Genomic DNA, 22,028 nt, shown 5'->3' on the forward strand with positions numbered 1-22,028 from the left:
GTCAATTGACCCCCTGACGGCGGCGCAAAGCATGCCGGATATGCTCGACACATGGCAACAGCCCGACGCACGCGCCTCCGCCCGGAGGAACGCCGCAACCAGCTCGTGGCCCTCGGAGTCGCGACTCTCGCGGACCGCCCGTTGGCCGAGGTGACCGTCGAGGAGATCGCCGCCGAAGCCGGTGTCTCGACGGGTCTGGTCTACTACTACTTCGGCTCCAAGAACGGCCTGCACCACGAGATCGTGCGCCGCGCGCGCGACTCGATGCTCCACGCCTCGGAGCCGCAGCCCGAGCTCCCGCCCGCCGACCGCCTGGCCAACACCCTGACCCGGCTCGTCGAGTACGTCCGGGAGCACGGCCCCACCTTCTACTCGCTCGTGCGCGGCGCGGCCAGCGGCGACGAGGAGGTGCGCGCGGTGATCGAGGACGCGCGGCGCCAGCAGACCGAACGCGCCCTCGCCGTCCTCCTGGAGCTGGGCGTGCCGGAGACGGAACTGCTGCGCATCGCGGTCCGCTCGTGGGTGGCGCTCGCCGAGCAGGCCCTGGTCGACGGCGGCATCAACTCCGATCTCGCGGACGCCGAGCTGGTCGGCTATCTCGAGCGCAGCCTGGGCGGCGTCGTCGCGGCCGTGGTGCCGGGTGCCGCCGAGGCCCTGTTCGGAGCGCAGACCAAGGCCTGAGCCGGGCCCTCGGCCGGCAGGTCTGAGCCGGGCCCTCGGCCGGCAGGTCAGAGCGGCTTGACCATCAGCAGGCAGGGGTCGTCCGCCCACAGGTCGGGGAACTCCTCCACCGGGTGGAAGCCGCAGGCGCCGTAGAAGGCGCGTGTCTGGTCGAAGGCGGGGTCGTGCGCCGAGGGTCCCAGCGTCTTCACGCTGAGCAGGCGTACGCCCTGACCCCGCAGGTCGTCCTCGACCCGGGCCATGAGGTCGCGCCCGATCCCGGCGCGGTGGTGCTTGCGCCGGACCGCCAGCAGGTGCACCTCGGCCGACGTCGGGTAGCGCTGGTCCAGGAGCAGCACGCCGAGCACGTCGTCGGCCGGGACCGCGCCGCCGTCGGCCCCGACGGAGGGCGAGGCGACCGCGAGGTAGTTGGGGAACCGGTCCGCCGCCTCGACGTACTCGTGCGTGAACCGGTCGATGCCGAACCACTCCGGCAGCTCCTCGAGGATGTCGTGCGCGGCATCCGACCTGCCGAGAGTCCTGACCACGGTGTACGTCCCAGACACGCGGACCAACCTAAACCGGTCGGGCCAAGTTCACCCGCTGAACGCGAATACGTGTCAGACCCCCAGGTCACTCGCGTGATCTGGGGGTCTGACACGTTGCAGCCGGGGCGGATCAGCCCTGGTTGTTGAAGAAGTCCTGCAGCCAGTCCGGGATGTTGTTCGGGTTGGTCTGGTCCGAGCCCGAGCCGTCCTGCTGACCGTCCTGCTGGCCGGGCAGCTGACCCTGCTGGTCCTGCTGGTCCTGCTGGTCCTGCGAGCCCGAGCTGGTGTCGGTCTCCTCCTTCACCGCGAGCGTCACCGTGACCTCCTCGGTCTTGCCGTCGCGGACGATGGTCAGCACCGACTTGTCGCCGGCCGCCTTCTCCCGCACGAACGCCGTGAGCGACTCCGGCCCGTTGACCGCGTCGCCGTCGATCGCCACGATCACGTCGCCCTGCTGGATCCCGGCCTTGCCGGCGGGCGAGTCGGCGACGACGTCCTCGACGCCCGCGCCGCGCCGGGTGACGCCGTCCGCCGTCGCGGTGGCGTCCGACATCGAGACCCCGAGGAACGCGTGCTCCGCGGTGCCGTTCTCCTTGAGCTGGTCGCCGATCTGCGTGGCCAGGTTGCCCGGGATGGCGAAGCCCAGGCCGATCGAGCCGGAGCTGCTGGACGTCCCGCCGCCGCTCGACAGCGTCGCGATCGAGGACGTGATGCCGATGACCTCGCCCGACGCGTTGAACAGCGGACCACCCGAGTTGCCGGGGTTCACCGCGGCGTCGATCTGGATAGCGTTGGTGACCACCTGGTCGGACCCGTCCTCGGCGCTGGCCGTGACCGGGCGGTCCAGGGCGGACACGATGCCCGTCGTGGCGGTGTTCGCCAGGCCCAGCGGGTTGCCGAGCGCCATCACGGGCTCGCCCACCACCACGTTGTCCGAGTCGCCGAACTTCGCCGGCTTCAGGTCCGACGGCGGGTCCGTCAGCTGCACGACGGCGAGGTCGGTGGTCGGGTCGGTGCCGACGATGTCGGCGTCGTACACGCTGCCGTCGCTCAGGGTGACCTGGACGGTCTGCGCGCCGGAGACCACGTGGTTGTTGGTCAGCACGCGACCGTCGGAGTCCAGCACGACGCCGGAGCCCTCGGCCCCGCCCGACTGGCTCTCGACCTGGATCGAGACCACGGACTCCTGCACCGCGGAGGTGACGGCGGTCCAGTCCGGGTTCTCGACGGTCGAGCTCTTCACCGGGACGGTCTGGTTGTTCGACTGCCCGACGTCGGCGAGGGAGGCCGCGCCGTCCGAGCCGTTCGTGAGCGAGATGGCACCGGCCGTGCCCAGGCTCGCCAGCAGCGCGGCGGCCGCGGCGGCGCTGACCACGGGGACCCAGGTGCGGTTCCGCGGCCGCGGCTCGGCGGTCGCTGTGGCGGGGGCCGCGTAGGGGTTGACGTAGGACGGCGACGGCGGGCCGGCGGGAGCCACGGTCTGGACGGGCGTCGTGTGGTGCTGGGCCGGGGCGTGCTGGGCCGGCGCGTGCTGGGCGGGGGCAGGCTGGGCCTGCGCCGGGGCCTGCTGCGCCGGGGCGTGCTGCGCCGGGACCTGCTGGGTGGGGGCCGGCTGGGTGGGGGCCGGCTGCGACGCCGGGGCCTGCGCCGGGTGCTGCGCCCGCTCGTGCTGGGCGGGCGTCATGCCCACCGGCGTCGCGCCCTGGGGTGCCGCGCTCTCGGGCGGCGCGGGGACGGGCGCCGTCGACTGCGCAGGGGTCGGGGACTGCTCGGCGCCCGCGTTCTGGACGGGGGCCGGGCCGGCGACCGGCAGCTGCTGGGTCGGCTGCGCTTCGGACGGCTGCTGTTCCGGCTGCGGAGTGGTGCTGTTCTGCTCGGTCATCGTGACCCTCCTTGAAGTCAGAACTAGTTGACACCCCGTTCCTTGTCCCACCCTTAAACGAGTCTGTGAGTTCCCTGCGTATCCCGAGACCCCGCTGAGTGCGGGATCTTCGCCCTTCCTGACGGCCCGGAAGGGCGAAGATCCCGCACTCAACGCCTCAGACAGCGAGGGTCGCGGCCTCCTGGACCCTGGTCGCCAGGGCGCGCGACTCCGTCAGGCGGTCCCCGCGCGGCACCCGCACCTCGATCACCTGGATGCCGTGGCTGGGCGCCTGCAGCGCGTGCCGCAGGGTCGGCACGTCCTTGACGAGCTGGTGGTCCACCCCGTACCCCGCGCAGAGCTGCGCCAGGTTCGCCCCGTGCGGCGTGCCGAACACCCGCTCGAACGTGGCGCTCGCGGCGCCGCTCGTCGCGGCGAGCGCCCCGTGCTCCAGGGTCGCGAAGATCGAGCCGCCGTCGTCGTTCACCACCACGATCTCCAGGTCCACCTGGTGCTCGTCGGGACCGCGCAGCAGGCCGCCGACGTCGTGCAGGAACGTGAGGTCGCCCAGGAGGGCGCGCGTGCGCAGGCCGCGGCGCGCGGCGGCGAGCGCCACGCCGGCCGCCGTCGAGACGGTGCCGTCGATGCCCGCGAGGCCGCGGTTGGCGAGGACGGCGGGGCCGGGGCCGTCGAGGCCGAGCACCAGCTCCAGGTCCCGCACGGGGTTGGAGGAGCCGACCACGAGCAGGTCGGCGGGGCCCAGCACCCGGGCCACGGCCCGGGCCACGGCGAGTGCGGTCGGGCCGCCGAGCACCGCGTCGTCGCTGGTCATCTCGTCCAGCACGCGCGCGGCAGCGGCGCCCGCGGTCCGCCAGCGCTCCAGGAACGGTGTGGGCCGCTCGGCGGCCGGCTCGAACCAGACGGGCGCCAGGCCCGGCAGCACGACGGCGGCGTTGCGGGCGGCGTCGGGCCAGGGACCCGCACCCGGCGCGACCACGCTGACCGCCACGGACGGGCGGCCCAGCAGCCGCTGCACAGGCCGCGACAACGTGGGCCGGCCCAGCACCACCACGTGCTCGATGCCGTCGGCGAGCACGTCGGAGCCGAGCAGCAGGCGGTAGCCGGCGATGGCATGGGTGCCGCCCGCGGCGCCCGACGACGGCTCCGCGAACAGGGGCCAGCCCTGCGCCTCGGCGAGCTGCCGCGCCTCGGGCCCGGCGCCGTCGCCCGCGACGACGACCGTGCGCGCCGGGTCGCCGGGCAGCGCGGGCGAGCCGAAGTGCCGCAGCACGGCGGGCACGACGAGCGGCGGGTCGGGCTTGGGGTACCCCTCCTGCGCGGTGTCCGCGGGCGGTCCGGGCAGCGCGGCCGACGGCGTCAGCGGGTCCCGGAAGGCGAGGTTGAGGTGCACGGGCCCCGGGTGTCCCGAGCGGAACCCGAGCGCGGCGCTGACCGCGCGCGCGGTGACGCTCCGCAGGTCGCGGACCGCCTCGGCGTCGCCGCCGGACCCGCCGTCCGGGTCGGACGAGCCTGACGGGCCGACCGGCGCCGGCACGTCCACGGCGTACCGAACCGCCGAACCGAAGATGCCCACCTGGTCGGTGGTCTGCGACGCGCCGGTGCCGCGCAGCTCGTGCGGCCGGTCGGCGGTGAGCACGATGAGCGGCAGGCCCGTGTGGCTCGCCTCCAGCACGGCGGGGTGCAGGTTCGCGACCGCGGTGCCCGACGTCGTGACGACGGCGACCGGCGCACCCTCCGAACCCTTGGACAGGCCGAGCGCGAGGAAGCCCGCGTCCCGCTCGTCGATCCGGACGTGCAGCGTGACGCGGCCGGCGTCGGCGGCCTCGGCCACGGCATAGGCAAGGGGCGCGCTGCGGGATCCGGGCGCGAGCACGATGTCCTGCACACCCCGGGTGACCAGGTCGGCGACGAGTGCTCGGGCGGCGGCCACGGCGGGCGGGATGGTCATGCGTCCTCCAGGATCCGGGTCAGGCGGTGGTACCGGGCGAGCCAGCGGTCCGTCGTCGGGACGTCGGCGGGCGTGGCCGCGAGCGCCTCGGGTGACGGCTCCGGACGGCGCACGGGGAGCGCGCCGTCGACGGGCAGCAGGGGCTCGGCGACGACGTCGTGCGCCAGAAGCTGGGACGTCGCGAGCCCGCAGGCGTACGGCAGCTCGGGGAGCGCGGCGGCCAGCGCGATGCCGGCGGCGAGCCCGACCGAGCTCTCCAGCGCGGACGAGACGACGACGGGCAGGCCGACCTGCTCGGCGAGGTCGAGGCAGGCGCGGACCCCGCCGAGGGGCTGGACCTTGAGGACCACGATGTCAGCGGCCTCCTGGCGCACCACGCGCATCGGGTCGGAGGCGCGGCGGATGGACTCGTCGGCCGCGACGGGCACGTCCTGCTTGCGGCGCACCAGGGCGAGCTCGTCGACGTCGGCGCAGGGCTGCTCGACGTACTCCAGCCCGCCGGCGGCGCGGTCGATCTCGGCGAGGTGGGCCAGGGCCTCGTCCGGGGTCCAGGCGGCGTTGGCATCGACCCGGATCGCGCCGTCGGGCCCGAGGGCGTCGCGGACGGCGGCGACCCGCTCGATCTCGGCGCCCACGGGTTCGAGCGCGCCGTCGGGGCCGCGCTGCGCCACCTTGACCTTGGCGGTGCGGCACCCGCCGGACGCGAGCACGATCTCGCGCGCCCGCTCCGGCCCGACGGCGGGGACGGTCACGTTGACCGGCACGCTCCGCCGCACGGCGTCGGGCCAGCCGACGAGGGCCGCCTCGTGCGCGGCGCGCAGCCAGGTGGCGGACTCCTCGTCGTCGTAGTCCCAGAACGGGGAGAGCTCGCCCCAGCCGGCGGGGCCGCGGAGCAGGACGCCGTCGCGCACGTCGATCCCGCGAAAGCGGGTCCGCAGGGGCGTGGACCAGACCACGGGTTCACCGATCAGCACGGGTCCAGGCTATCGACCCGCCGGGGCCGGGTCGGGCTCTGGCAGCTCCTGACCTCGGTTCAGCAGGCTGCCGGGTGCCGTCATGGCGGTCCACACGGCCGGATCCAGCCTGGTGAACGCGAGTCAGTCGGATCACTCGGGCACGGGCACGTCGTCGCGGTGCGCGCCGTAGTAGGCCGACTGCCGGCGCATCAGCTCCCGAATCGGGACGTCCCGGTCCACGCCGTAGACGGTGCCGCCGAAGTCGAGCTCCCGCTGGATCGCCCAGATCTCCTCGTGTCGCTCCGGCGGCAGGATCGTGGCCGGATCGCCCACCGCCACCCAGCCGATCGGCACGACAGCCCCGGGCGCGAGGACGGTGTTGACCTGCACCACGCCGTTGATGCGCACCTCGGCACCCGCGCCGACGACGCTGCCCGGGAACAGCGACGCACCGGTGGCGAGGAACGCCTCGTCCTCGACGGTGCTGCCGTTCACGTGGGCGTGCGGGCCGACCATCACCGCGTCCCCGATCCGCGCGTGGTGGCTGCCGCGCCCGCGGACGAGCGCGTTCTCCATGACGATCGTGTCCGCGCCGATGACGACGACGCCGTCCTCGGCGGTGAGGACCGCGCCGTGCAGGATCCGCGCGCCGGCGGCGATGCGGACGTCGCCGACGACCGTGGCGGACGGCGCGACGTAGGCCGAGGGATCGATGGACGGCTCCAGGCCGCGATGGCGGATCAGCATGCGGGCACTTCCTCTCGTCGCCGCCACCCTAGGTGCCGCCACGCACACCGCCCGAACTAGGCTGGTCCGCGTGAGCACGAGCACCGAACTCCCCCAGCAGGTCTCCGAGACGTTCGACCCGCAGCGCTGGCGCACGGTCGCCGGGTTCGAGGACCTGACGGACCTCACGTACCACCGCGGCGTCGACCGCAGCGGCCCCGAGCCGCGGGACCTGCCCGTGGTGCGCATCGCTTTCGACCGCCCCGAGGTGCGCAACGCGTTCCGCCCGCACACCGTGGACGAGCTGTACCGGGTCATGGACCACGCCCGCATGACGTCCGACGTCGGCACGGTGCTGCTGACCGGCAACGGCCCCTCCCCCAAGGACGGCGGCTGGGCCTTCTGCAGCGGCGGCGACCAGCGCATCCGCGGCCGCGACGGCTACCGCTACGCCGAGGGCGAGAACGCGGACTCGATCGACCCCGCCAAGGCCGGCCGCCTGCACATCCTGGAGGTGCAGCGCCTCATGCGGACCATGCCCAAGGTGGTGGTCGCGGTCGTGGACGGCTGGGCCGCCGGCGGCGGGCACTCGCTGCACGTCGTCGCCGACCTCACGGTCGCCTGCCGCGAGCACGGCAAGTTCAAGCAGACCGACGCCGACGTCGGCTCGTTCGACGCCGGCTACGGCTCCGCCTACTTCGCCCGCCAGCTCGGGCAGAAGCGCGCCCGCGAGGTCTTCTTCCTGGCCCGCGAGTACTCGGCCGACGACGCCGAGCGCTGGGGCTCGGTCAACGAGGTCGCCGCCCACGAGGACCTGGAGGGGCTGGCGCTGGAGTACGCGCGCATCATCGCCGGCAAGTCGCCGCAGGCCATCCGGATGCTCAAGTTCGCGTTCAACGCCGCCGACGACGGCATCGCCGGCCAGCAGGTGTTCGCCGGCGAGGCGACGCGGCTGGCGTACATGACGGACGAGGCGGTCGAGGGCAAGGAGGCGTTCCTGGAGCGCCGCGACCCGGACTGGTCGGCCTTCCCCTACTACTACTGACCGACCGGCCGACTGGCCGACTGGCCGACCAACTGACTCGCCGGGGCGCGATCGCCGAGTCAGCCAGTTGGTCCGACCACCCCACTGACTCGGCAGGCAGGATTCGCCGAGTCAGTCGGTTGGTCCGACCAGCCGACTGACTCGGCACCACGGGATCGCCGAGTCAGTCGGGTGGTCGGTTACTCGTCGTCGTCCGCCGGCCGGCCATCCACCGACCGGCCCTCCGCCGGCCGGCCGTCCGCCGGCCGGCCGTCCGGCGTGACCGGGACCGGCCCCGCGGCGAGGCGGACCTCCTCGGCGCCGAGCGCCCGCGCCAGGTCGTCGGACCCCGTGAACACCACGACCCCCGGATACTCCGCCAGGACCTCCGCGAGCCGGTCGCGCCCCTCCTGGTCCAGGTCGCGGTCGAGGTCGGCGACCAGGAGCAGCGGCGGCTCGCCGTAGACCGCGCGGGCGAGCGCGAGCCGGGCGCGCTGGTCGACGGTCAGGGGCTCCCCGCCGGCGCGGAGCACGGTGCGGGGCCCGTCCGGGAACCTGCCGACGTCGAGGCCCACCGCCTCGAAGACCGCGTCGGCCGTGGCGTCGTCCAGGTCCGGACGGCGGTAGCGCAGCGCACGCCGCAGTGTGCCGCGCTCGAACACGGTGCCCCGGGTCGCGAGCCCGACGAGCGCCCGCCCCTCCCCCGGCGCCACCGCCCGCAGGTGCCGCCCGGCCACCCAGACCTGGTCGGTGGTCCCGGCCGGCGCGAGGTCGAGGCCCACGACCCGCCGCATCAGGCGCAGCGGCGCCTCCGGGTCGCTGCCGCCGGCGTCGCCGCCGTCGCCGCCGAGACCACCGCCGGCGCCGCCGCTCAGGCGGATCCGGGCGCCCGGCCCGGCACGCAGCGGGGAGTCGTCCGGCACGAGGCCGGGGACCACGAGGTGCACCCGGCCGGGCCCGTCCGCGCCGTCGGGCAGGTCGGCCTGCGCCGCCGCGCTGCTCGCCCGCTCGTGCTCCGCGCGCCGGAGGGCGGCGTCGGCGAGCGCGGGGACGAGGACCGCGCCGGCGGCCAGGAAGGTCTGGCGGTACTCGACGATGCGCCCGAGGTCGACGATCGGGGTCGAGGCGAGGCCCGCCATGGCCATCGCGGCCACCGTGACGGCCGGGTCGAGCCCGCGCACCACGCCGACGGCGGCGACGGCGAGCGTCGCGAGCAGCGCGGCGACGGTGCCCCCGGCCCGCAGCGCCCCGACGGTCGCCGACCGGTCGACGGCGCGGTCGACCACGTCGTCGGACGCCGAGTCGATGTGGTCGAGCTCGCGGCCGGCACCGCGTGCCGCGATGATCCCCTCCGAGGCTCCGACGGTGTCAGCGATCCGCGTGGCCATCCGCCCGCGGGCGCGCCGCAGCCGCCGCGACTTCAGGTACGCGGTGCGCGCCCAGGGCACCATGACGGCGGCGAGCACGCCCAGCGGGAGCAGGAACCCGAGGCCGAGAAACGGGTCGAGCACCGTGAGCCCGATGGCGGAACCCGCGATGAGCGGGATGCCGGCCGCGAGCGGTCCGACCCCCTGCGACACCCAGTTGCGCACGCTCGCGAGGTCGTTGGTGGTGCGGGCCACCGTGATGCCCAGGTGGGTGCCGCCGCCCGGCGTGAGCTCGGACTCGATCAGCTCGCGGCGCACCTCGCGCACGTAGTCCTGGCCGAGCCGCTCCGCGACGACCCGCTCCTCGACGCGCAGCCCGCCGATGGCCACCGCCGTCGCCACGATGCTCAGGATCGCGACGATGACCGGCCACGCGCTGCCCGGCCGGAGCTGGGTCAGCGCCCAGGCGCCCACCGCCCCGAGGGCACCCTGGGCGATGCCGAGCGCGGCGAGACCGGCGACCCAGCGGCGTCGGGCGCCGACGAAGATCCTCGGCAGGCCGCCCGGCTCCCGCGAACCCGCACCCGCCCCGGGCGACGGCGCACCGGACTCAGGCGACCGCATGACCGGCGCCGAGCCGCGCGTCCCCGAGCCCCGCGGCGGCCCACGCGACGGCGGGCAGGCACAGGTCGTAGGTCGGCACGACGTCCACGTCGAGCGCGCGGCGGGCCTCGGCGGTGGCGAGCGGCGAGGCCGTGAGCACCCCCGACACGACCGACGGCTCGCAGCCGAGGGCCCGCAGGGCCGCCACGCCGCCGCTCGCCCCGAGCGCGTCCCCGGCCGCGAACACGACGCGGTCGACCACCGAGCGGAACGCGTCGTCCACCAGCAGCCGGCCGGTCTCGCCCTGGTAGACGCCGTCCGCGATCTCGATGAGCACGACGCCGGGGGCGGGCGCACCCGGCCGCACCGGGGACGCCAGGACGTCCGCCATCGTCGCGAAGACGTCGCGGACGTCCTCGAACGGAAGGCCGAACGTGCTCGGCAGGCCGAAGTCGGTGAAGTCGACGACGTGGCTCGCGCCCGCGTCCACGAAGTGGTGCGCGTCGTTGCCCGCACCCGTCCCCGTCGCCTTGCCGGCGTGGACCGTGAGGCCGGCCGCGGTCAGGCCGTGGGCCAGGCAGGCCAGCGTGGTGGACTTGCCGGAGTTCATCGACGTGCCGATGACGGCGATCACCGGGACGCGCGCGGCGTTGCCGGTCACGCTCCCCGCGGCGCGCACCCGGTACGGGGCGTATGCGGCGAGGTTCACGACGGCGTCCGTCGCGGTGCCCGACGTCGCGGCCGCGGGCCCGCCCCCGCCGACGCCCGACGCCGTGAGCAGGCCGATCGGCTCGATCACCGTGGCGTCCTTGACCGCGGCGTGCCGGTCCACCACCCGCGAGGCGAGCCCGCCGGCGGCGGCGAGGTGGCACGGCCCGAGGTCCTCCGGGAGGACCGCCAGGAACTGGTCGGCGGCGTAGCGCGACCCGTAGGCCACGACGATCTCGTCGCCCTCGAACAGGATCTGCCGCCGGGAGACGGGCGACTCGAGCCGGCGGTGCTGACCGATGGTGACCACGCGCGCCAGCACGGCATCCCCGGGCCGCGGTGCCCGGGTCAGGTCGGTGTCGAGGCCGAAGGCGGCCGGGTCCTGCTCGATCGCGGCCGCCACGAACCGCGTGGAGTAGGCCTTCTTGGCGCGCAGCAGCCGGTGCGCGGCCGGGTCCGGCATCCGCACGGTGGCGGGCGCGGCGTCGGCCCGCAACGGTGTGGCGACGGGACGCGGGTCGAGCCCGCGCAGCTCCGGGGAGGTCTCAAGGATGCTCATGGCGGCCACGCTTTCTTGTCGAGGGACGCGATGGTGCGACGTCGTCACTCAACAAGCCCGCCATGAACTCGTGATGAGACCCGGATGTAGGCTTTCTCATCAGCCACGACGGCCGTCCGCCGTCGCCGTGCGGGAAGAATACCCGGGCCGGCGGCGGCTCCGGATCACTCCACCTGCCAGCTCCCCTTGCCCTTCGGCACGAGCTCGATCCACGTGTTCCCCGGGTCGAGCAGCACGTCCTTGCCGTCGGCGGTCCGGAGCACGATCGGCGAGCTCAGGTCCTTCTTGGACCACTGCACCGAGAGGCTGTGCCCCATCGAGAGCAGCGTGCCCTTGCCGCTTCGCCCGGCGAGCCGGTGCTCCGGCACGGGCGCCCCGGCAGGGTCCCGCCACTTGGTGTTGAACACCTCGGTGGAGAGCACCAGGACGTTCCGCGCGGCGTGCCGCCGGCCGTCGGCGGCGACGGACCGCGCGGAGCCCTCGCTGCGCAGGTACTTCCGGTTCTCCTGGTCCCACGTCCAGACGGTGCGCTGCAGCGTGGAGAGCCGTACGTCGACCGAGCGCGCGGCCTGGCCGTCCTGCGGCGCCGAACCCTGGCCCACCTTGCGCGCGTACTCGAACTGGGCGGGCGGCGGGCTCGTCCGCTCTCCGTCGGCCTGCTCGACGAAGGTCGGCACGTGGCCGATCACGTTGTGCGGCGCGGCCCGGCCGGGATCGCGCCGGAAGCCCGGGGCGCCCTTGTCCATGATGACCGTCTGGGTGCCCGCCCGCTGCGCCGCGGCGATGAACGGGCCCTGCCCGCCGGAGAACACGAGGATCCCGTCGAGCGGCGCCACGATCGCGGCGTCCATCGGGCGGATGGAGCGCACCGGCTCCACGGCGTCCGGGATGTTCGAGTGGTAGGTCGCGACGAAGCGGGTGATGCCGCCCTCGACGACCTCCTCCCACACGATGTCGGCCTCCACCAGGCCGCTCTGCGGCCGGGCCGCGGTCGCGTTCTCGATCTTGATCGACACCGCGGGACGGTCCGCGACGTCCTCGGTCCGCACGCCCGTGAGCGGCCACACCAGCGGCACGTCCGGCTCGGGCGGGCCGCCCCGGTCGCTCTCGACCGAGGCCGCGACCGTGGTGGTGGGTGTCGCCAGCGCCTCCGCGGGCCGGCCCCCGTCGCATCCGGTCAGCCCGGCCGCCAGCACCATGGCCGTACCCGTGGCACGGACCGCCGTCCTCCAACGCGTGGTCATCGGTACTCCTCCGCGAGCGTTCGGTGCCGAGCCCCGAGGGGTCCGTGTGGCGCACACCTTACAGATCCGTGCGACGCCCGGCCCCTTGGACGCGCATACGCTCAGGAGGTGACCCTGACCGACCCCGCGGGCGCCGTGGTGCGCGCCGTCCGGGACGCCCTCGGCGGCGGCGCCGTCTACGCCCCGCAGCCCCGCCTGTCCGACGCCGCGGTACCGCCCGGCACCGCGCTCGTCCTCCGGACCTCCGGTTCCACGGGAAACCCCCGCGAGGTCGCGCTGAGCGCCGCGGCCCTGCGCGCCTCGGCCGAGGCCACCCACGACCGGCTCGGCGGACCCGGCCGCTGGCTGCTGGTCCTGCCGCCCACGCACGTCGCGGGCGTCCAGGTGGTCAACCGCACGGTCGTGGCGGGGACCGAGGTGCGCGTCGGCGACCTGGCCCCCTTCACGCCCGGCGCGTTCGCCGCCCTCGCGCGGGACTTCCTCGACTCCCCTGTCAGCACGCCCGGCAGCGACCGGGCCTACGTCTCGATCGTGCCCACCCAGCTCCACCGGCTCGTCGCCGCCGCTGACGGCGACGGCGACGGTGACGGGGGCGGCGCTGCCGACGAGGGTGGCGACGGCCTCGCCGCGCTCGCGCGGTTCGACGCCGTGCTCGTGGGCGGCGCCGCGACGCCCGCCCCGCTGCTGGCCCGCGCGCGGGCCGCCGGGGTCCGCGCCGTGACGACCTACGGCATGTCCGAGACGAGCGGCGGCTGCGTGTACGACGGCGTCCCGCTGGCCGGCGTGCGGGTCCGGCTGGCCGACGCCTCAGGCCCCGGCGACGCGCCCCGCGACACGGCCGACGCCGCAGCCGCCGCCGGGCCCACGACCGGCGTGGTCGAGCTGTCCGGCCCCGTGCTCGCCGAGGGCTACGTGGGCGACCCCGGCGCGACGGCCGCCGCGTTCCGCACCGATCCCGACGGCACCCGCTGGTTCCGCACCTCCGACCTGGGCCGCCTCGATCACGGCCGCCTCACGATCCTCGGCCGGGCGGACGACGTGATCCTCACCGGCGGCGTCAACGTCGCGCCGGCCGCCGTCGAGGACGCGATCGCCGGGCACCTGGCCGGGCTGGGCACGCCGGGCGAGGCATGCGTCGTCGGCGTGCCCGACGACGAGTGGGGCCAGGTCGTGGTCGCCGTCCTCGCCCTGCCGGGCCACGCACCCGCGGCCGGGACGCCCCAGAACCAGCCGGAGAACCAGGCGCCCGAGGACCAGGCGCCGGAGGAACGCCTGCCCCTGGCCGACGGCGGCGGCGAGCTGCTCGCCGGGCTGCGCACCGCCGTCGGCCGGCTGCTCGGGGCCCCGGCGGCGCCGCGGCGCGTGTACGTGACCCCGGCCCTGCCGACCCGGGGACCGGGCAAGGTGGACCGCCGGGCGGTGCGCGACGCCGTCGTACGGGCCGAGCGGATTCCCGGCCGGGAACCCGTGCGACCATGACTTCGTTCCTCCGCCAGGACCGGGCCCCGGCCCGGTGCCGCTGTGGCGAGGACACAGGCACACCCCACGAACGAAGGACACGCTGATGGCCACTGCCGCCGAGTGGATCTCCGGGGCGCGGCCCCGCACGCTGCCGGCGGCGGCCGCCCCCGTCATGGTGGGTACCGGCGCGGCCGCGCAGGTCGACTCCTCCGCCTGGCTGCCCGCGCTGCTCGCGCTGGGCGTCGCCCTGGCGCTGCAGGTCGGCGTCAACTTCGCCAACGACTACTCCGACGGCGTGCGGGGCACCGACCTCGACCGGGTGGGCCCGATGCGGCTCACGGCGTCGGGCGCCGCGCCGCCGCGCGCGGTGAAGGGTGCCGCCTTCGCGGCGTTCGGCGTGGCGGGGGTGCTGGGCCTGATCCTGTGCGCGGTGTCGGGGCACTGGTGGCTGCTCGCCGTCGGCGCGGTGAGCGTGGTCGCCGCCTGGTACTACACGGGCGGCAGGACGCCGTACGGGTACCGGGGCCTGGGCGAGATCGCCGTGTTCGTGTTCTTCGGCCTGGTCGCGGTGCTCGGCACCACGTACACGCAGGCCGACCGCATCACCTGGCCCGCGGTGCTCGGCGCCGTGGGCGTGGGCCTCATCGCGTGCGCGCTGCTCATGGTGAACAACCTGCGCGACATCCCCACCGACGTCCTCGCCGGCAAGCGCACCCTCGCGGTGCGGCTCGGCGACTACCGGGCGCGCCGCGCGTACATCGCGATGATCTGGGTCCCGGTGCTGCTCGGCGCGCTCTGCGTGTTCTGGGCGCCGTGGTCGCTCGTGGTGCTGCTGCTGCTCGGCCCGGCGGCGCTGCTGTCCATCCCGATCCTCGCCGGGGCGCGCGGCAAGCTGCTGATCCCGGTCCTGGCGGGCACGGGACTGTACGAGCTGGGCTACGGCGTGCTGCTCTGGCTCGGCCTGTCGATCTAGTCGGCGCGCAGCTTCTCGTCGACCTCGGCGTCCTCGTGGGCGGCGTCGGCATCGATCCTCGGGGCCGCGGCACGCGCCGCGGCACGCCGCTCGGCCCGGCCGGCCATCCACTCGGTCGCGGCGTCGCGCGGCCTGCCCAGGGTCAGGTACGACACCGCCAGGGCGACGAGCACGGCGACGACCGGGAGCAGCCAGCCCCTCAGTCCGACCAGGTACAGCACGCCGAGTGCCGCGGCGACGAGGGCGACACGGAGCAGGGAGTAGATCACGAGGGGCACCCACCCATGGTAGGCCGGGTGCGGCCCGCGTTCGCACGACGGCGGCGGCGCGGGCGACAACGGGGCGAACGTCACGTCGAGGGCTGCCCTGCCCGCGCCAACCCACCGTAGGCTGGGGGCATGCCTCGCGTACTCCTGATCTTGGTGGTCGTCGGACTCATGGCGTATGCCCTGACCGATGTCTGGGGCGCTGACGAGGACGAACGCGCAGGTCTGCCCCGCTGGCTCTGGGTGCTCCTGATCGTCCTCCTGCCCCTGCTCGGCGCGATCTCGTGGATCGTGGTGCGGGTCAGCCGCCGGTCCGGCGCCGGCCCGGCCCCGGGCCCCGGCTCCGGCGGCAGCCGCCCGACCCAGCCCCCGCGGCCCGGACCGCGCCGCCCCTCCGGCCCGGTCGCCCCGGACGACGACCCGGAGTTCCTCTGGCTGCTGGAGCAGGAGAAGCGCAAGCGCGAGCGCGAGGCCCGCGGCCGCCAGGAGGCCAAGGACGACGACGCCGAGAGCAGCTGACCTCCGGGAATGACGCAGGGCACCGGATCCGCGTGGATCCGGTGCCCTGCGTCATTCCCGGGGCGCGTCGTTCCCAGGGCTCACAGGCCCGAGTACGAGTGCTTCCCGTTGAAGATCAGGTTCACGCCGGTGAAGTTGAACAGCACGCACGCGTAGCCGGCCACGACGAACCAGGCCGCACGGCTCCCGGACCAGCCGCGGGTGGTGCGCGCGTGCAGGTAGGCCGCGTAGACCACCCAGACGATGAAGCTCCAGACCTCCTTGGGGTCCCAGCCCCAGTAGCGGCCCCAGGCGTCCTCGGCCCAGATGGCGCCGCCGATGAGCGTGAAGGTCCACAGCACGAACGCCACCGAGTTCAGGCGGAACGAGAGCGACTCGAGGGCGGCGGGCGCCGCGGTGTGGTCGAGCCAGCCCCAGTGCCGGCTGCCGAGCACGGGCGAGCCGTTGTCCCGGGCGTCCCGCAGGAGCTGCAGCACCGACGCCACGAACGCGACGGTGAAGATGCCGGTGGCGCAGATGGCGACGCCCACGTGGATCACGAGCCAGTACTTCTGCAGCGCGGGCTGGACGCCCATCGCCTCCACGAAGAACTTCTCCTGGGCCAGCACGAGGAACAGCACGCCGAGCCCGCTCACGAACGCGCCCAGGTACCGGACGTCGCGCCGGGTGTTCACCCCGGCGAACACCGCGACGGCCACGAACGTGCCGACCAGCGTGAACTCGTACATGTTGGCCCACGGCGTGCGCCCCGCCGCGATGCCGCGCAGCACGATCGCGATCAGCAGCAGCGCCGCGGCGAGCCAGGTCACGGACATCCCGATCCCGGCGAACTTGCGGTTCACCGGCCCGGCCGCCGCGCCGGTGACGGCGGACCCCGCGTCGACCGGGCCGGGCACGTCGTCCTGCGCGCCCGCACCGACGCTCACCCTGTCCCGGCTCCGGGCCGCGTCCCGCGCGTCGACCTTCGCGCCGGACAGGCGCGAGAGGTCCACCGAGAACGCGATGAGCCCGATCGCGAGCGCCGTCGCGGCGCCCCAGACGAGCAGCACGCTCAGGTTTGCCAGCTCCATGTTCAGTCCTTTTCCGATCCGGTCTCGATGCGCGGTTCCTGAGCTTGTCCAGTGGCCGCCGGTTCTGCCTCGGCTCCGGGCACCGCCCCCAGGGCGCGGTCGACCTCGGCCTGGAGGCCGGCGTCGTCGCCCCGGGCGAGCCCCGCGACCTCGACCACCGTAACGCCGTCCGGCCCGGTGTACGCCCGCGCCCAGACGCGCCGCCGCGGCGTGAAGAGCGAGACGGTGAGGCCCGCGAGCGCGAGCAGCGCGAAGACGAGGACGAACGCGAGCGACGGGTCGTGCCGCAGGTCGAGCGCCACGTAGCGCGGGAGGTCCTCGCCGAGGGTCAGGGTGCCGAGCCCGTTCGGCAGGTCCACGGTCTCGCCGGGCCGTGCCAGGACCTTGACGCGCTCGCCGGACTCCTCGAGGGCCGGGGTGAGCGACGCGGTGTCGAGCTCGTACACGTTCTGCGGCGAGCCGTCGTCGAGCCCGAGGTCACCCGTGTACACCTCGAGCACGAGCAGCGGGTCCACGGGCTGCGGGAACGCCGAGCGGGCCGACCCGTCCTCGTCCACCTCCGCCGTGGGCAGGAAGTAGCCCACGAGCCCGATCTGGTCCAGCCCGGGCGACACGTCCGGCACCTTCACCACGCCGCGGGAGGTGTACATCGTGTCCTCGGGGATGAACGTGACCCGACCGGAGAACGCGACCTCGCCCTCGGCATCGTGCACGGTGATCTCGGGGGCGAATCCGTTGCCCTGGAGGTAGACCTTGGCGCCGTCGACGACGATGGGGTGGTTCACCTTGATCTGCTCGGGCCGCTCCTCGCCGGAGGGCTCGGTCACCGTCACGTGCGCCGTGAAGTCGCGCGCCTGGGCGAACGCCACGGTGTCGCTCGCGAACTCCGACTCGAACTTGTCGAGCGTCATCGAGAACGGCACCAGCGAGCCGGGGCGGAACCAGCCGCCCTTCTCGAAGGTGTCGTAGTCCACGACGGCGTTGGCGAAGCCGCGGCCCTCGGTGACGATGGCCTGGCCGCGGTAGTGCAGCATCTGGCCGGTCGCGACGGAGACGAGCAGGCCCACCAGGGCCAGGTGGAACACGAGGTTGCCGGTCTCGCGCAGGTAGCCGCGCTCGGCGCTGACCGTCGCCGCAGCGGGGCGAGAGCCGCGCGCGTCCGCCCCGCCCCGGTCCACCCGGAAGGTGGGCAGCCAGGAGAGCCTGCCGCGCAGGTGGGCGGCGACGGCGTCCGCCGCCTCCTCGGGCGAGGCGCCGGTGGTCGCGGTGGCCTTGGCGGGGAACCGGTTGAACCGGGACGGGACGCGCGGCGGGCGGCCGCGCAGGGCGCGGTAGTGCGCCGCCGACCGCGGCAGGATGCAGCCCACGAGCGAGACGAACAGCAGGATGTAGATGGCGGAGAACCAGACCGACGAGTAGACGTCGAAGAACCCGGCCTTGTCGAGCCACTCCCCGGCGGTCGGGTGGTCGGCGAGGTACTCGAGCACACCCGCGGCGTCCTGGTTGCGCTGCGGGAGCACCGACCCGGGCACGGCGGCGACGGCGAGCAGCATCAGCAGCATCAGCGCGACGCGCATCGAGGTGAGCTGGCGCCACATCCAGCGCAGCGTGCCCACGAGGCCCAGCGCGGGCGCGTTCGGGCGCTCGGGCTTCTGGCCCGTCGTGTCCGACGACGACGCGCCGTGCGCCTCGCCGGGCCCGCCCTGCGTGAACTCGTCCGCGATGCCCTCGGGGACGTAGGTGCCCGCCTTGCTGTCCGGGGTGCTGTCGCGGCTGCTGGTACGACCGGCCATCAGATCACCGTCTCGAATCCGCCGATCCAGAGCTGCATGGCCCCGGTGATCTGCGTCCAGAGCCCGGTGACCAGCAGCAGCCCGACCAGGACCAGCAGGCCGCCGCCGATGCGCAGCGCCGCGAGGCGGTGCTTGCGCAGGAAGTCCAGCATGCGCTCCGAGCTCTGCAGCCCGAGGGCCACGAGCAGGAACGGCACGCCCAGGCCGATGCAGTACGCCACGCCGAGCAGGGCGCCGCGGCCCGCCGACGCCTCGTCGATCGCGAGCGCCTGGACGGCGCCGAGGGTCGGGCCGATGCAGGGCGTCCAGCCGAGCCCGAAGACGACGCCGAGCAGCGGGGCGCCCCACAGGCCGGCGCGCGGGGTCATGTGGAACCGGGCCTCGCGCTGCAGGAACGGGACGGCCCCGAGGAACCCGAGGCCGAGCAGGATCACCACGGCGCCGAGCACGCGGATGATCACGTCCTCCCAGCGCACCAGGTAGGCGCCCAGGCCGCCGAACGCGGCGCCGAACGAGACGAACACGACGGTGAAGCCGAGCACGAACAGGGCGACCCCGCCGACCACGCGGCCGCGCGCCGGCTTGGTGCGCGTCGTGACGATCCCGGGGGTCGTGCCGGCCGAGGCCGCGGCCATGCTGCTCACGTACCCGACGTACCCGGGCACGAGCGGCAGCACGCACGGCGAGGCGAACGAGACGAGGCCCGCGAGCAGCGCCACCGGCACCGCCAGGAGCAGTGACCCGCTGAACGCCGTGCTCGCGAGGCCGTCGCCGACGGCGGTCGCGATGGCGCCGGTCGAGAGCATCAGGCGGCCTCCGCCAGGACCTCGTCGATCAGGGCCTCCAGCGTGGACCCCTCCACCTGGCCGATGACGCGCGCGGCCACGTTGCCCTCCTGGTCCAGCACCACGGTGGACGGCACGGCTTGCAGCGGCACGACGCCGGACAGGCCGGCGATCACCTTGCCGGTGCGGTCCTCGATGCTCGGGTAGGGCACCTCGAAGGTGCGCTGGAACGCCTGGGCGGCGCCGGCGTCGTCCTCCGTGTTGATGCCGAGGAACTGCACGCCGTCCTTCGACCCGGCGAGGCTCACGAGGTCGGGCGCCTCGGCGCGGCACGGCGCGCACGAGGCGTACCAGGTGTTCACGACCACGACGTCGCCCGCCCACCCGGCGGTGTCGACGTCGTCGCCCTCGAAGTCGGTGCCCGTGATGGCGACGGGCCCCTTGCGCTCCCCGACGTCGTACGTCTGGACCGAGCCGTCACCGGAGACGTACCCCTGACCGACGACGTCGCCGGCGCCCGAGTCCTCCGGGCTGCACGCGGCGAGCGACACGACGAGGCCGAGCACGATGCCGACGACCACTACCCACTGGACCGCCTTGACGGTCTTGCCCCGCATCACGCGCCGGCAACCTTGCTCGCGCCGTCGTAGAGCTCCGCGGCGGGCTCCGTGTAGTGCAGGCCGACGAACCGGTCGTCCTCGAAGTGCAGGGACGTCAGGGACGCGAGGTTGCACTGCCGGTTGCGCGGGTCGTGCCACAGGGTGCCGCCCTCGAGCGCCCGGCGGGTGAGCCAGATGGGGAGCTGGTGGCTGACCAGCACGATCTCGTGGCCCTCCGCGGCGCGGCGCGCGTCCTCGACGGCGGCGCGCATGCGCTCGACCTGCGCCGTGTAGGGCTCGCCCCACGACGGGCGGAACGGGTTCCACATGTGCGGCCAGTTGCGCGGGTTCTTCAGCGCCCCGCCGCCGGGTCCGGCGACGACCAGGCCCTCGAACCGGTTGCCGGCCTCGATGATGCGGTCGTCGGTGGCGAGCTCGACGCCGAAGCCCTGCGCCACCGGGGCGGCCGTCTCCTGTGCCCGCTGCAGCGGGGAGGCCACCACGCGGGTCACGTCCCTGCCGGTGCTCGTGAGGTGGTCGGCGACGATCTTGGCCATCGCCTGGCCACGGTCGGACAGCCGGTAGCCGGGCAGGCGCCCGTACAGCAGGCCGTCGGGGTTGTACACCTCGCCGTGACGCAGCAGGTGAACCGTCGTGGAAACCATGACCCACAGTCTCCCATCCGACCCTGGGTGCCCGTGACCTCCGGCGAGTGTGCATTACGTCATCTCGCGCCGATCCGGTCCGGCCGACCTACATTCGGCGGAAAGGTTTCGTCATGAAACCGTCCAATGCAAGCAAGGGGGCTCCACATGAGTGAGATGGCATCGCCTGCCATGTACGCACGTCTGGCCGCCGAGGCGCTCGGCACCTTCGTGCTGGTGCTGGGTGGCTGCGGCACCGCGGTCCTCGCGGCCAACTTCCCCGACGCGGAGGCCAACACGCTGGGCGTGGGCTTCCTCGGGGTCGCCCTGGCCTTCGGCCTGACCGTCGTGATCGGCGCGTTCGCGCTCGGCCCGATCTCGGGCGGGCACTTCAACCCGGCCGTCACGCTCGGCCTGGCGGCCGCGGGCCGGTTCTCGTGGAGCGACGTCGGTGGCTACGTCGTGGCGCAGGTCATCGGCGGCGCGCTCGGTTCCAGCGTGCTGGCGCTGATCACCCTCGGCGGGCCGGACGGTTTCTTCGACGCCGCACGCGAGTCGGGCTTCGCGTCCAACGGGTTCGGCGAGCACTCCCCGGGCGGGTTCGGGCTCGGCTCCGCGATCCTGACCGAGACCGTCCTCACCGCGGTCTTCCTGTTCGTCATCCTCGGCACCACGGCGCGGGTCGCCTCCCCCGGGTTCGCGCCGCTGGCCATCGGCCTGACGCTCACCCTGATCCACCTGATCTCGATCCCCGTCACCAACACGTCGGTGAACCCCGCCCGCTCCATCGCCACCGCGATCTACGGCGGCGGCTGGGCGTGGGGGCAGCTCTGGGTGTTCATCCTGTTCCCGGTCCTCGGCGCCCTGGTCGCCGGGTACGCGTACCGCCCGATGTTCAGCCGGGTGCTGACCGAGTAGACGCCGCCATCCCCGCCGTCCACGTGTCAGACGTACAGATCCCTCGGGTGACCTGTACGTCTGACACGTGCGTCGAGGCGTGGTCAGTCGCAGTGGGCCGTGAGCCCCTCCTCGGTGCCGCCCGACACCTTCGAGGACTCCGCGACCTTGGCCATGATGCGGCCGAGCGCCGCGAACTCCTCGGGGTCCAGCGCGTCGACCATGATCCGGCGCACGGCCGCCACATGCCCCGGCGCCGACACCTCGAGCGCCGCGTAGCCGGCGTCGGTCATGGTGCAGTTCACCCCGCGACGGTCGCCCTCCGCCGCCCGCCGTTCCACGAGCCCGCGCGCCTCCATGCGCGCGACCGTGTGCGTCAGCCGGCTGCGCGAGAGCACCAGACCGTCCGCGAGCGTCGACATGCGCATCGTGCGCTCCGGCGCCTCCGAGAGCTGGACCAGCAGGCTGTACTCACCGAGCGAGAGGTCGAGGGTCCGGTCGTGCACCGCGCTGAGGGCCTCCACGAACCGCGCGGTCCCCTCGAGATACCGCCGCCAGGAGCCCTGCTGCTCCTCGGTCAGCCAGAGATCGGAACCCTGGATCGTCTCCGCTGCCACTTTGCCCACCGCCTTCGTGCTCGCCGAGCTGCCATGAGGGCCGCCCCGGATGACGCCCTCGCGCCGGGAGCCATGGTCGCCCGCCGACCCGAGTGTGATCTGCGACGTGCCGGGCGCCCTCTAGGAATACGTTACGGGACCCGTTATGTTGGAACGCATCAGATCTAGTTGATCCCTCA

21 protein-coding genes are annotated in these 22,028 nt (G+C 74.3%); 6 read left to right on the forward strand and 15 right to left on the reverse strand.

Translation table 11 applies throughout. From position 1 onward, the window contains the following. Positions 1-51: 51 nt before the first annotated feature. Positions 52-681: a TetR/AcrR family transcriptional regulator gene (locus AB0I29_RS13100; RefSeq protein ID WP_285100857.1), complete on the forward strand. Its 630-nt coding sequence runs from the start codon at positions 52-54 to the stop codon at positions 679-681. Between the two features lie 47 nt (positions 682-728). Here the strand turns inward: AB0I29_RS13100 and AB0I29_RS13105 are convergent, their stop codons facing one another. The 5 genes from AB0I29_RS13105 to AB0I29_RS13125 form a co-directional block, all read right to left on the reverse strand. Beyond that, positions 729-1,226: a GNAT family N-acetyltransferase gene (locus tag AB0I29_RS13105; RefSeq protein WP_285100856.1), complete on the reverse strand. Its 498-nt coding sequence runs from the start codon at positions 1,224-1,226 to the stop codon at positions 729-731. A 112-nt stretch (positions 1,227-1,338) separates the two neighbouring features. Beyond that, positions 1,339-3,090, reverse strand: a complete 1,752-nt coding sequence (locus tag AB0I29_RS13110; protein ID WP_357482004.1) for a trypsin-like peptidase domain-containing protein — start codon at positions 3,088-3,090, stop codon at positions 1,339-1,341. Positions 3,091-3,247: 157 nt separating this feature from the next. Then, a complete protein-coding gene (gene menD, locus AB0I29_RS13115; protein ID WP_357482006.1) occupies positions 3,248-5,038 on the reverse strand; it encodes a 2-succinyl-5-enolpyruvyl-6-hydroxy-3-cyclohexene-1-carboxylic-acid synthase in 1,791 nt (596 codons plus the stop codon). After that, complete coding sequence (locus tag AB0I29_RS13120; RefSeq protein ID WP_357482008.1) at positions 5,035-6,012, reverse strand: o-succinylbenzoate synthase; 978 nt, start codon at positions 6,010-6,012, stop codon at positions 5,035-5,037. The genes menD and AB0I29_RS13120 overlap by 4 nt, the downstream gene beginning before the upstream one ends. 132 nt (positions 6,013-6,144) lie before the next feature. Next, positions 6,145-6,741 carry a gamma carbonic anhydrase family protein gene (locus tag AB0I29_RS13125; RefSeq protein WP_357482011.1) on the reverse strand — a complete coding sequence of 199 codons (597 nt, stop codon included), beginning with the start codon at positions 6,739-6,741 and terminating at the stop codon, positions 6,145-6,147. Positions 6,742-6,811: 70 nt separating this feature from the next. On the opposite strand from AB0I29_RS13125, the gene AB0I29_RS13130 reads away from it, so the two are divergent. Beyond that, on the forward strand, positions 6,812-7,765 hold the full coding sequence (locus AB0I29_RS13130; RefSeq protein WP_285100850.1) for a 1,4-dihydroxy-2-naphthoyl-CoA synthase: 954 nt from the start codon (positions 6,812-6,814) through the stop codon (positions 7,763-7,765). Between the two features lie 179 nt (positions 7,766-7,944). On the opposite strand, the gene AB0I29_RS13135 is transcribed toward AB0I29_RS13130, so the two are convergent. The 3 genes from AB0I29_RS13135 to AB0I29_RS13145 all read right to left on the reverse strand — a co-directional run bounded on the left by AB0I29_RS13135 (position 7,945) and on the right by AB0I29_RS13145 (position 12,225). Then, positions 7,945-9,735 carry an ABC transporter ATP-binding protein gene (locus tag AB0I29_RS13135; protein ID WP_357482013.1) on the reverse strand — a complete coding sequence of 597 codons (1,791 nt, stop codon included), beginning with the start codon at positions 9,733-9,735 and terminating at the stop codon, positions 7,945-7,947. Then, positions 9,722-10,981, reverse strand: coding sequence for a DUF1611 domain-containing protein (locus AB0I29_RS13140; RefSeq protein WP_357482015.1), 1,260 nt, complete (start codon positions 10,979-10,981; stop codon positions 9,722-9,724). The genes AB0I29_RS13135 and AB0I29_RS13140 overlap by 14 nt, the downstream gene beginning before the upstream one ends. A 164-nt stretch (positions 10,982-11,145) precedes the next feature. Continuing rightward, positions 11,146-12,225, reverse strand: coding sequence for a DUF3048 domain-containing protein (locus AB0I29_RS13145; protein ID WP_357482017.1), 1,080 nt, complete (start codon positions 12,223-12,225; stop codon positions 11,146-11,148). A gap of 108 nt (positions 12,226-12,333) precedes the next feature. Between AB0I29_RS13145 and AB0I29_RS13150 the strand changes: the two genes are divergently transcribed. Then, a complete protein-coding gene (locus AB0I29_RS13150) occupies positions 12,334-13,704 on the forward strand; it encodes an AMP-binding protein (protein ID WP_357482019.1) in 1,371 nt (456 codons plus the stop codon). 85 nt (positions 13,705-13,789) lie between these two features. After that, positions 13,790-14,659 (forward strand): 1,4-dihydroxy-2-naphthoate polyprenyltransferase, encoded by an 870-nt coding sequence (locus AB0I29_RS13155; protein ID WP_285100845.1) that lies wholly within the window; start codon positions 13,790-13,792, stop codon positions 14,657-14,659. Here the strand turns inward: AB0I29_RS13155 and AB0I29_RS13160 are convergent. After that, on the reverse strand, positions 14,656-14,937 hold the full coding sequence (locus tag AB0I29_RS13160; protein WP_285100844.1) for a DUF4229 domain-containing protein: 282 nt from the start codon (positions 14,935-14,937) through the stop codon (positions 14,656-14,658). The two genes, AB0I29_RS13155 and AB0I29_RS13160, sit on opposite strands and share 4 nt — an antisense overlap. Before the next feature lie 120 nt (positions 14,938-15,057). Here AB0I29_RS13160 and AB0I29_RS13165 point away from each other — a divergent pair, with 120 nt between their 5' ends. Next, positions 15,058-15,444: a PLDc N-terminal domain-containing protein gene (locus AB0I29_RS13165; RefSeq protein WP_285100843.1), complete on the forward strand. Its 387-nt coding sequence runs from the start codon at positions 15,058-15,060 to the stop codon at positions 15,442-15,444. A gap of 80 nt (positions 15,445-15,524) precedes the next feature. On the opposite strand, the gene ccsB is transcribed toward AB0I29_RS13165, so the two are convergent. Genes ccsB through AB0I29_RS13190 form a run of 5 tightly spaced genes read right to left on the reverse strand, consistent with a single transcriptional unit; the run spans position 15,525 to position 20,356 of the window. Next, the gene (gene ccsB / locus AB0I29_RS13170) at positions 15,525-16,514 is read right to left on the reverse strand and encodes a c-type cytochrome biogenesis protein CcsB (RefSeq protein WP_285100842.1); all 990 of its coding nucleotides are present in this window, start codon (positions 16,512-16,514) and stop codon (positions 15,525-15,527) included. Between the two features lie 2 nt (positions 16,515-16,516). Then, the gene (locus AB0I29_RS13175; protein ID WP_357482023.1) at positions 16,517-18,307 is read right to left on the reverse strand and encodes a cytochrome c biogenesis protein ResB; all 1,791 of its coding nucleotides are present in this window, start codon (positions 18,305-18,307) and stop codon (positions 16,517-16,519) included. After that, positions 18,307-19,113: a cytochrome c biogenesis protein CcdA gene (locus tag AB0I29_RS13180; RefSeq protein WP_357482025.1), complete on the reverse strand. Its 807-nt coding sequence runs from the start codon at positions 19,111-19,113 to the stop codon at positions 18,307-18,309. The genes AB0I29_RS13175 and AB0I29_RS13180 overlap by 1 nt, the downstream gene beginning before the upstream one ends. Continuing rightward, a complete protein-coding gene (locus AB0I29_RS13185) occupies positions 19,113-19,709 on the reverse strand; it encodes a TlpA disulfide reductase family protein (RefSeq protein WP_285101247.1) in 597 nt (198 codons plus the stop codon). The genes AB0I29_RS13180 and AB0I29_RS13185 overlap by 1 nt, the downstream gene beginning before the upstream one ends. After that, entirely contained in the window at positions 19,709-20,356 is a 648-nt protein-coding gene (locus AB0I29_RS13190) for a histidine phosphatase family protein (protein ID WP_285100839.1), read from the reverse strand. Before AB0I29_RS13190 ends, AB0I29_RS13185 begins: the two co-directional genes overlap by 1 nt. Positions 20,357-20,503: 147 nt before the next feature. On the opposite strand from AB0I29_RS13190, the gene aqpZ reads away from it, so the two are divergent. Next, on the forward strand, positions 20,504-21,253 hold the full coding sequence (aqpZ, locus tag AB0I29_RS13195; RefSeq protein WP_357482027.1) for an aquaporin Z: 750 nt from the start codon (positions 20,504-20,506) through the stop codon (positions 21,251-21,253). Between the two features lie 83 nt (positions 21,254-21,336). On the opposite strand, the gene AB0I29_RS13200 is transcribed toward aqpZ, so the two are convergent. Continuing rightward, positions 21,337-21,849: a MarR family transcriptional regulator gene (locus tag AB0I29_RS13200; RefSeq protein ID WP_285100837.1), complete on the reverse strand. Its 513-nt coding sequence runs from the start codon at positions 21,847-21,849 to the stop codon at positions 21,337-21,339. Between the last annotated feature and the right edge of the window lie 179 nt (positions 21,850-22,028).

Source organism: Promicromonospora sp. NPDC050262 (assembly GCF_040655935.1).
Classification (GTDB): domain Bacteria; phylum Actinomycetota; class Actinomycetes; order Actinomycetales; family Cellulomonadaceae; genus Promicromonospora.

What these genes read in the sequence shown, in the direction of transcription:
- AB0I29_RS13110 (WP_357482004.1), bottom strand. Translation starts at nt 3,090, where the DNA reads ATGACCGAGCAGAACAGCACCACTCCGCAGCCGGAACAGCAGCCGTCC.
- AB0I29_RS13135 (WP_357482013.1), bottom strand. Translation starts at nt 9,735, where the DNA reads ATGCGGTCGCCTGAGTCCGGTGCGCCGTCGCCCGGGGCGGGTGCGGGT.
- AB0I29_RS13140 (WP_357482015.1), bottom strand. Translation starts at nt 10,981, where the DNA reads ATGAGCATCCTTGAGACCTCCCCGGAGCTGCGCGGGCTCGACCCGCGT.
- AB0I29_RS13175 (WP_357482023.1), bottom strand. Translation starts at nt 18,307, where the DNA reads ATGGCCGGTCGTACCAGCAGCCGCGACAGCACCCCGGACAGCAAGGCG.
- AB0I29_RS13190 (WP_285100839.1), bottom strand. Translation starts at nt 20,356, where the DNA reads ATGGTTTCCACGACGGTTCACCTGCTGCGTCACGGCGAGGTGTACAAC.
- aqpZ (WP_357482027.1), top strand. Translation starts at nt 20,504, where the DNA reads ATGAGTGAGATGGCATCGCCTGCCATGTACGCACGTCTGGCCGCCGAG.
- AB0I29_RS13145 (WP_357482017.1), bottom strand. Translation starts at nt 12,225, where the DNA reads ATGACCACGCGTTGGAGGACGGCGGTCCGTGCCACGGGTACGGCCATG.
- AB0I29_RS13165 (WP_285100843.1), top strand. Translation starts at nt 15,058, where the DNA reads ATGCCTCGCGTACTCCTGATCTTGGTGGTCGTCGGACTCATGGCGTAT.
- ccsB (WP_285100842.1), bottom strand. Translation starts at nt 16,514, where the DNA reads ATGGAGCTGGCAAACCTGAGCGTGCTGCTCGTCTGGGGCGCCGCGACG.
- AB0I29_RS13100 (WP_285100857.1), top strand. Translation starts at nt 52, where the DNA reads ATGGCAACAGCCCGACGCACGCGCCTCCGCCCGGAGGAACGCCGCAAC.
- AB0I29_RS13125 (WP_357482011.1), bottom strand. Translation starts at nt 6,741, where the DNA reads ATGCTGATCCGCCATCGCGGCCTGGAGCCGTCCATCGATCCCTCGGCC.
- AB0I29_RS13155 (WP_285100845.1), top strand. Translation starts at nt 13,790, where the DNA reads ATGGCCACTGCCGCCGAGTGGATCTCCGGGGCGCGGCCCCGCACGCTG.
- AB0I29_RS13180 (WP_357482025.1), bottom strand. Translation starts at nt 19,113, where the DNA reads ATGCTCTCGACCGGCGCCATCGCGACCGCCGTCGGCGACGGCCTCGCG.
- AB0I29_RS13185 (WP_285101247.1), bottom strand. Translation starts at nt 19,709, where the DNA reads ATGCGGGGCAAGACCGTCAAGGCGGTCCAGTGGGTAGTGGTCGTCGGC.
- menD (WP_357482006.1), bottom strand. Translation starts at nt 5,038, where the DNA reads ATGACCATCCCGCCCGCCGTGGCCGCCGCCCGAGCACTCGTCGCCGAC.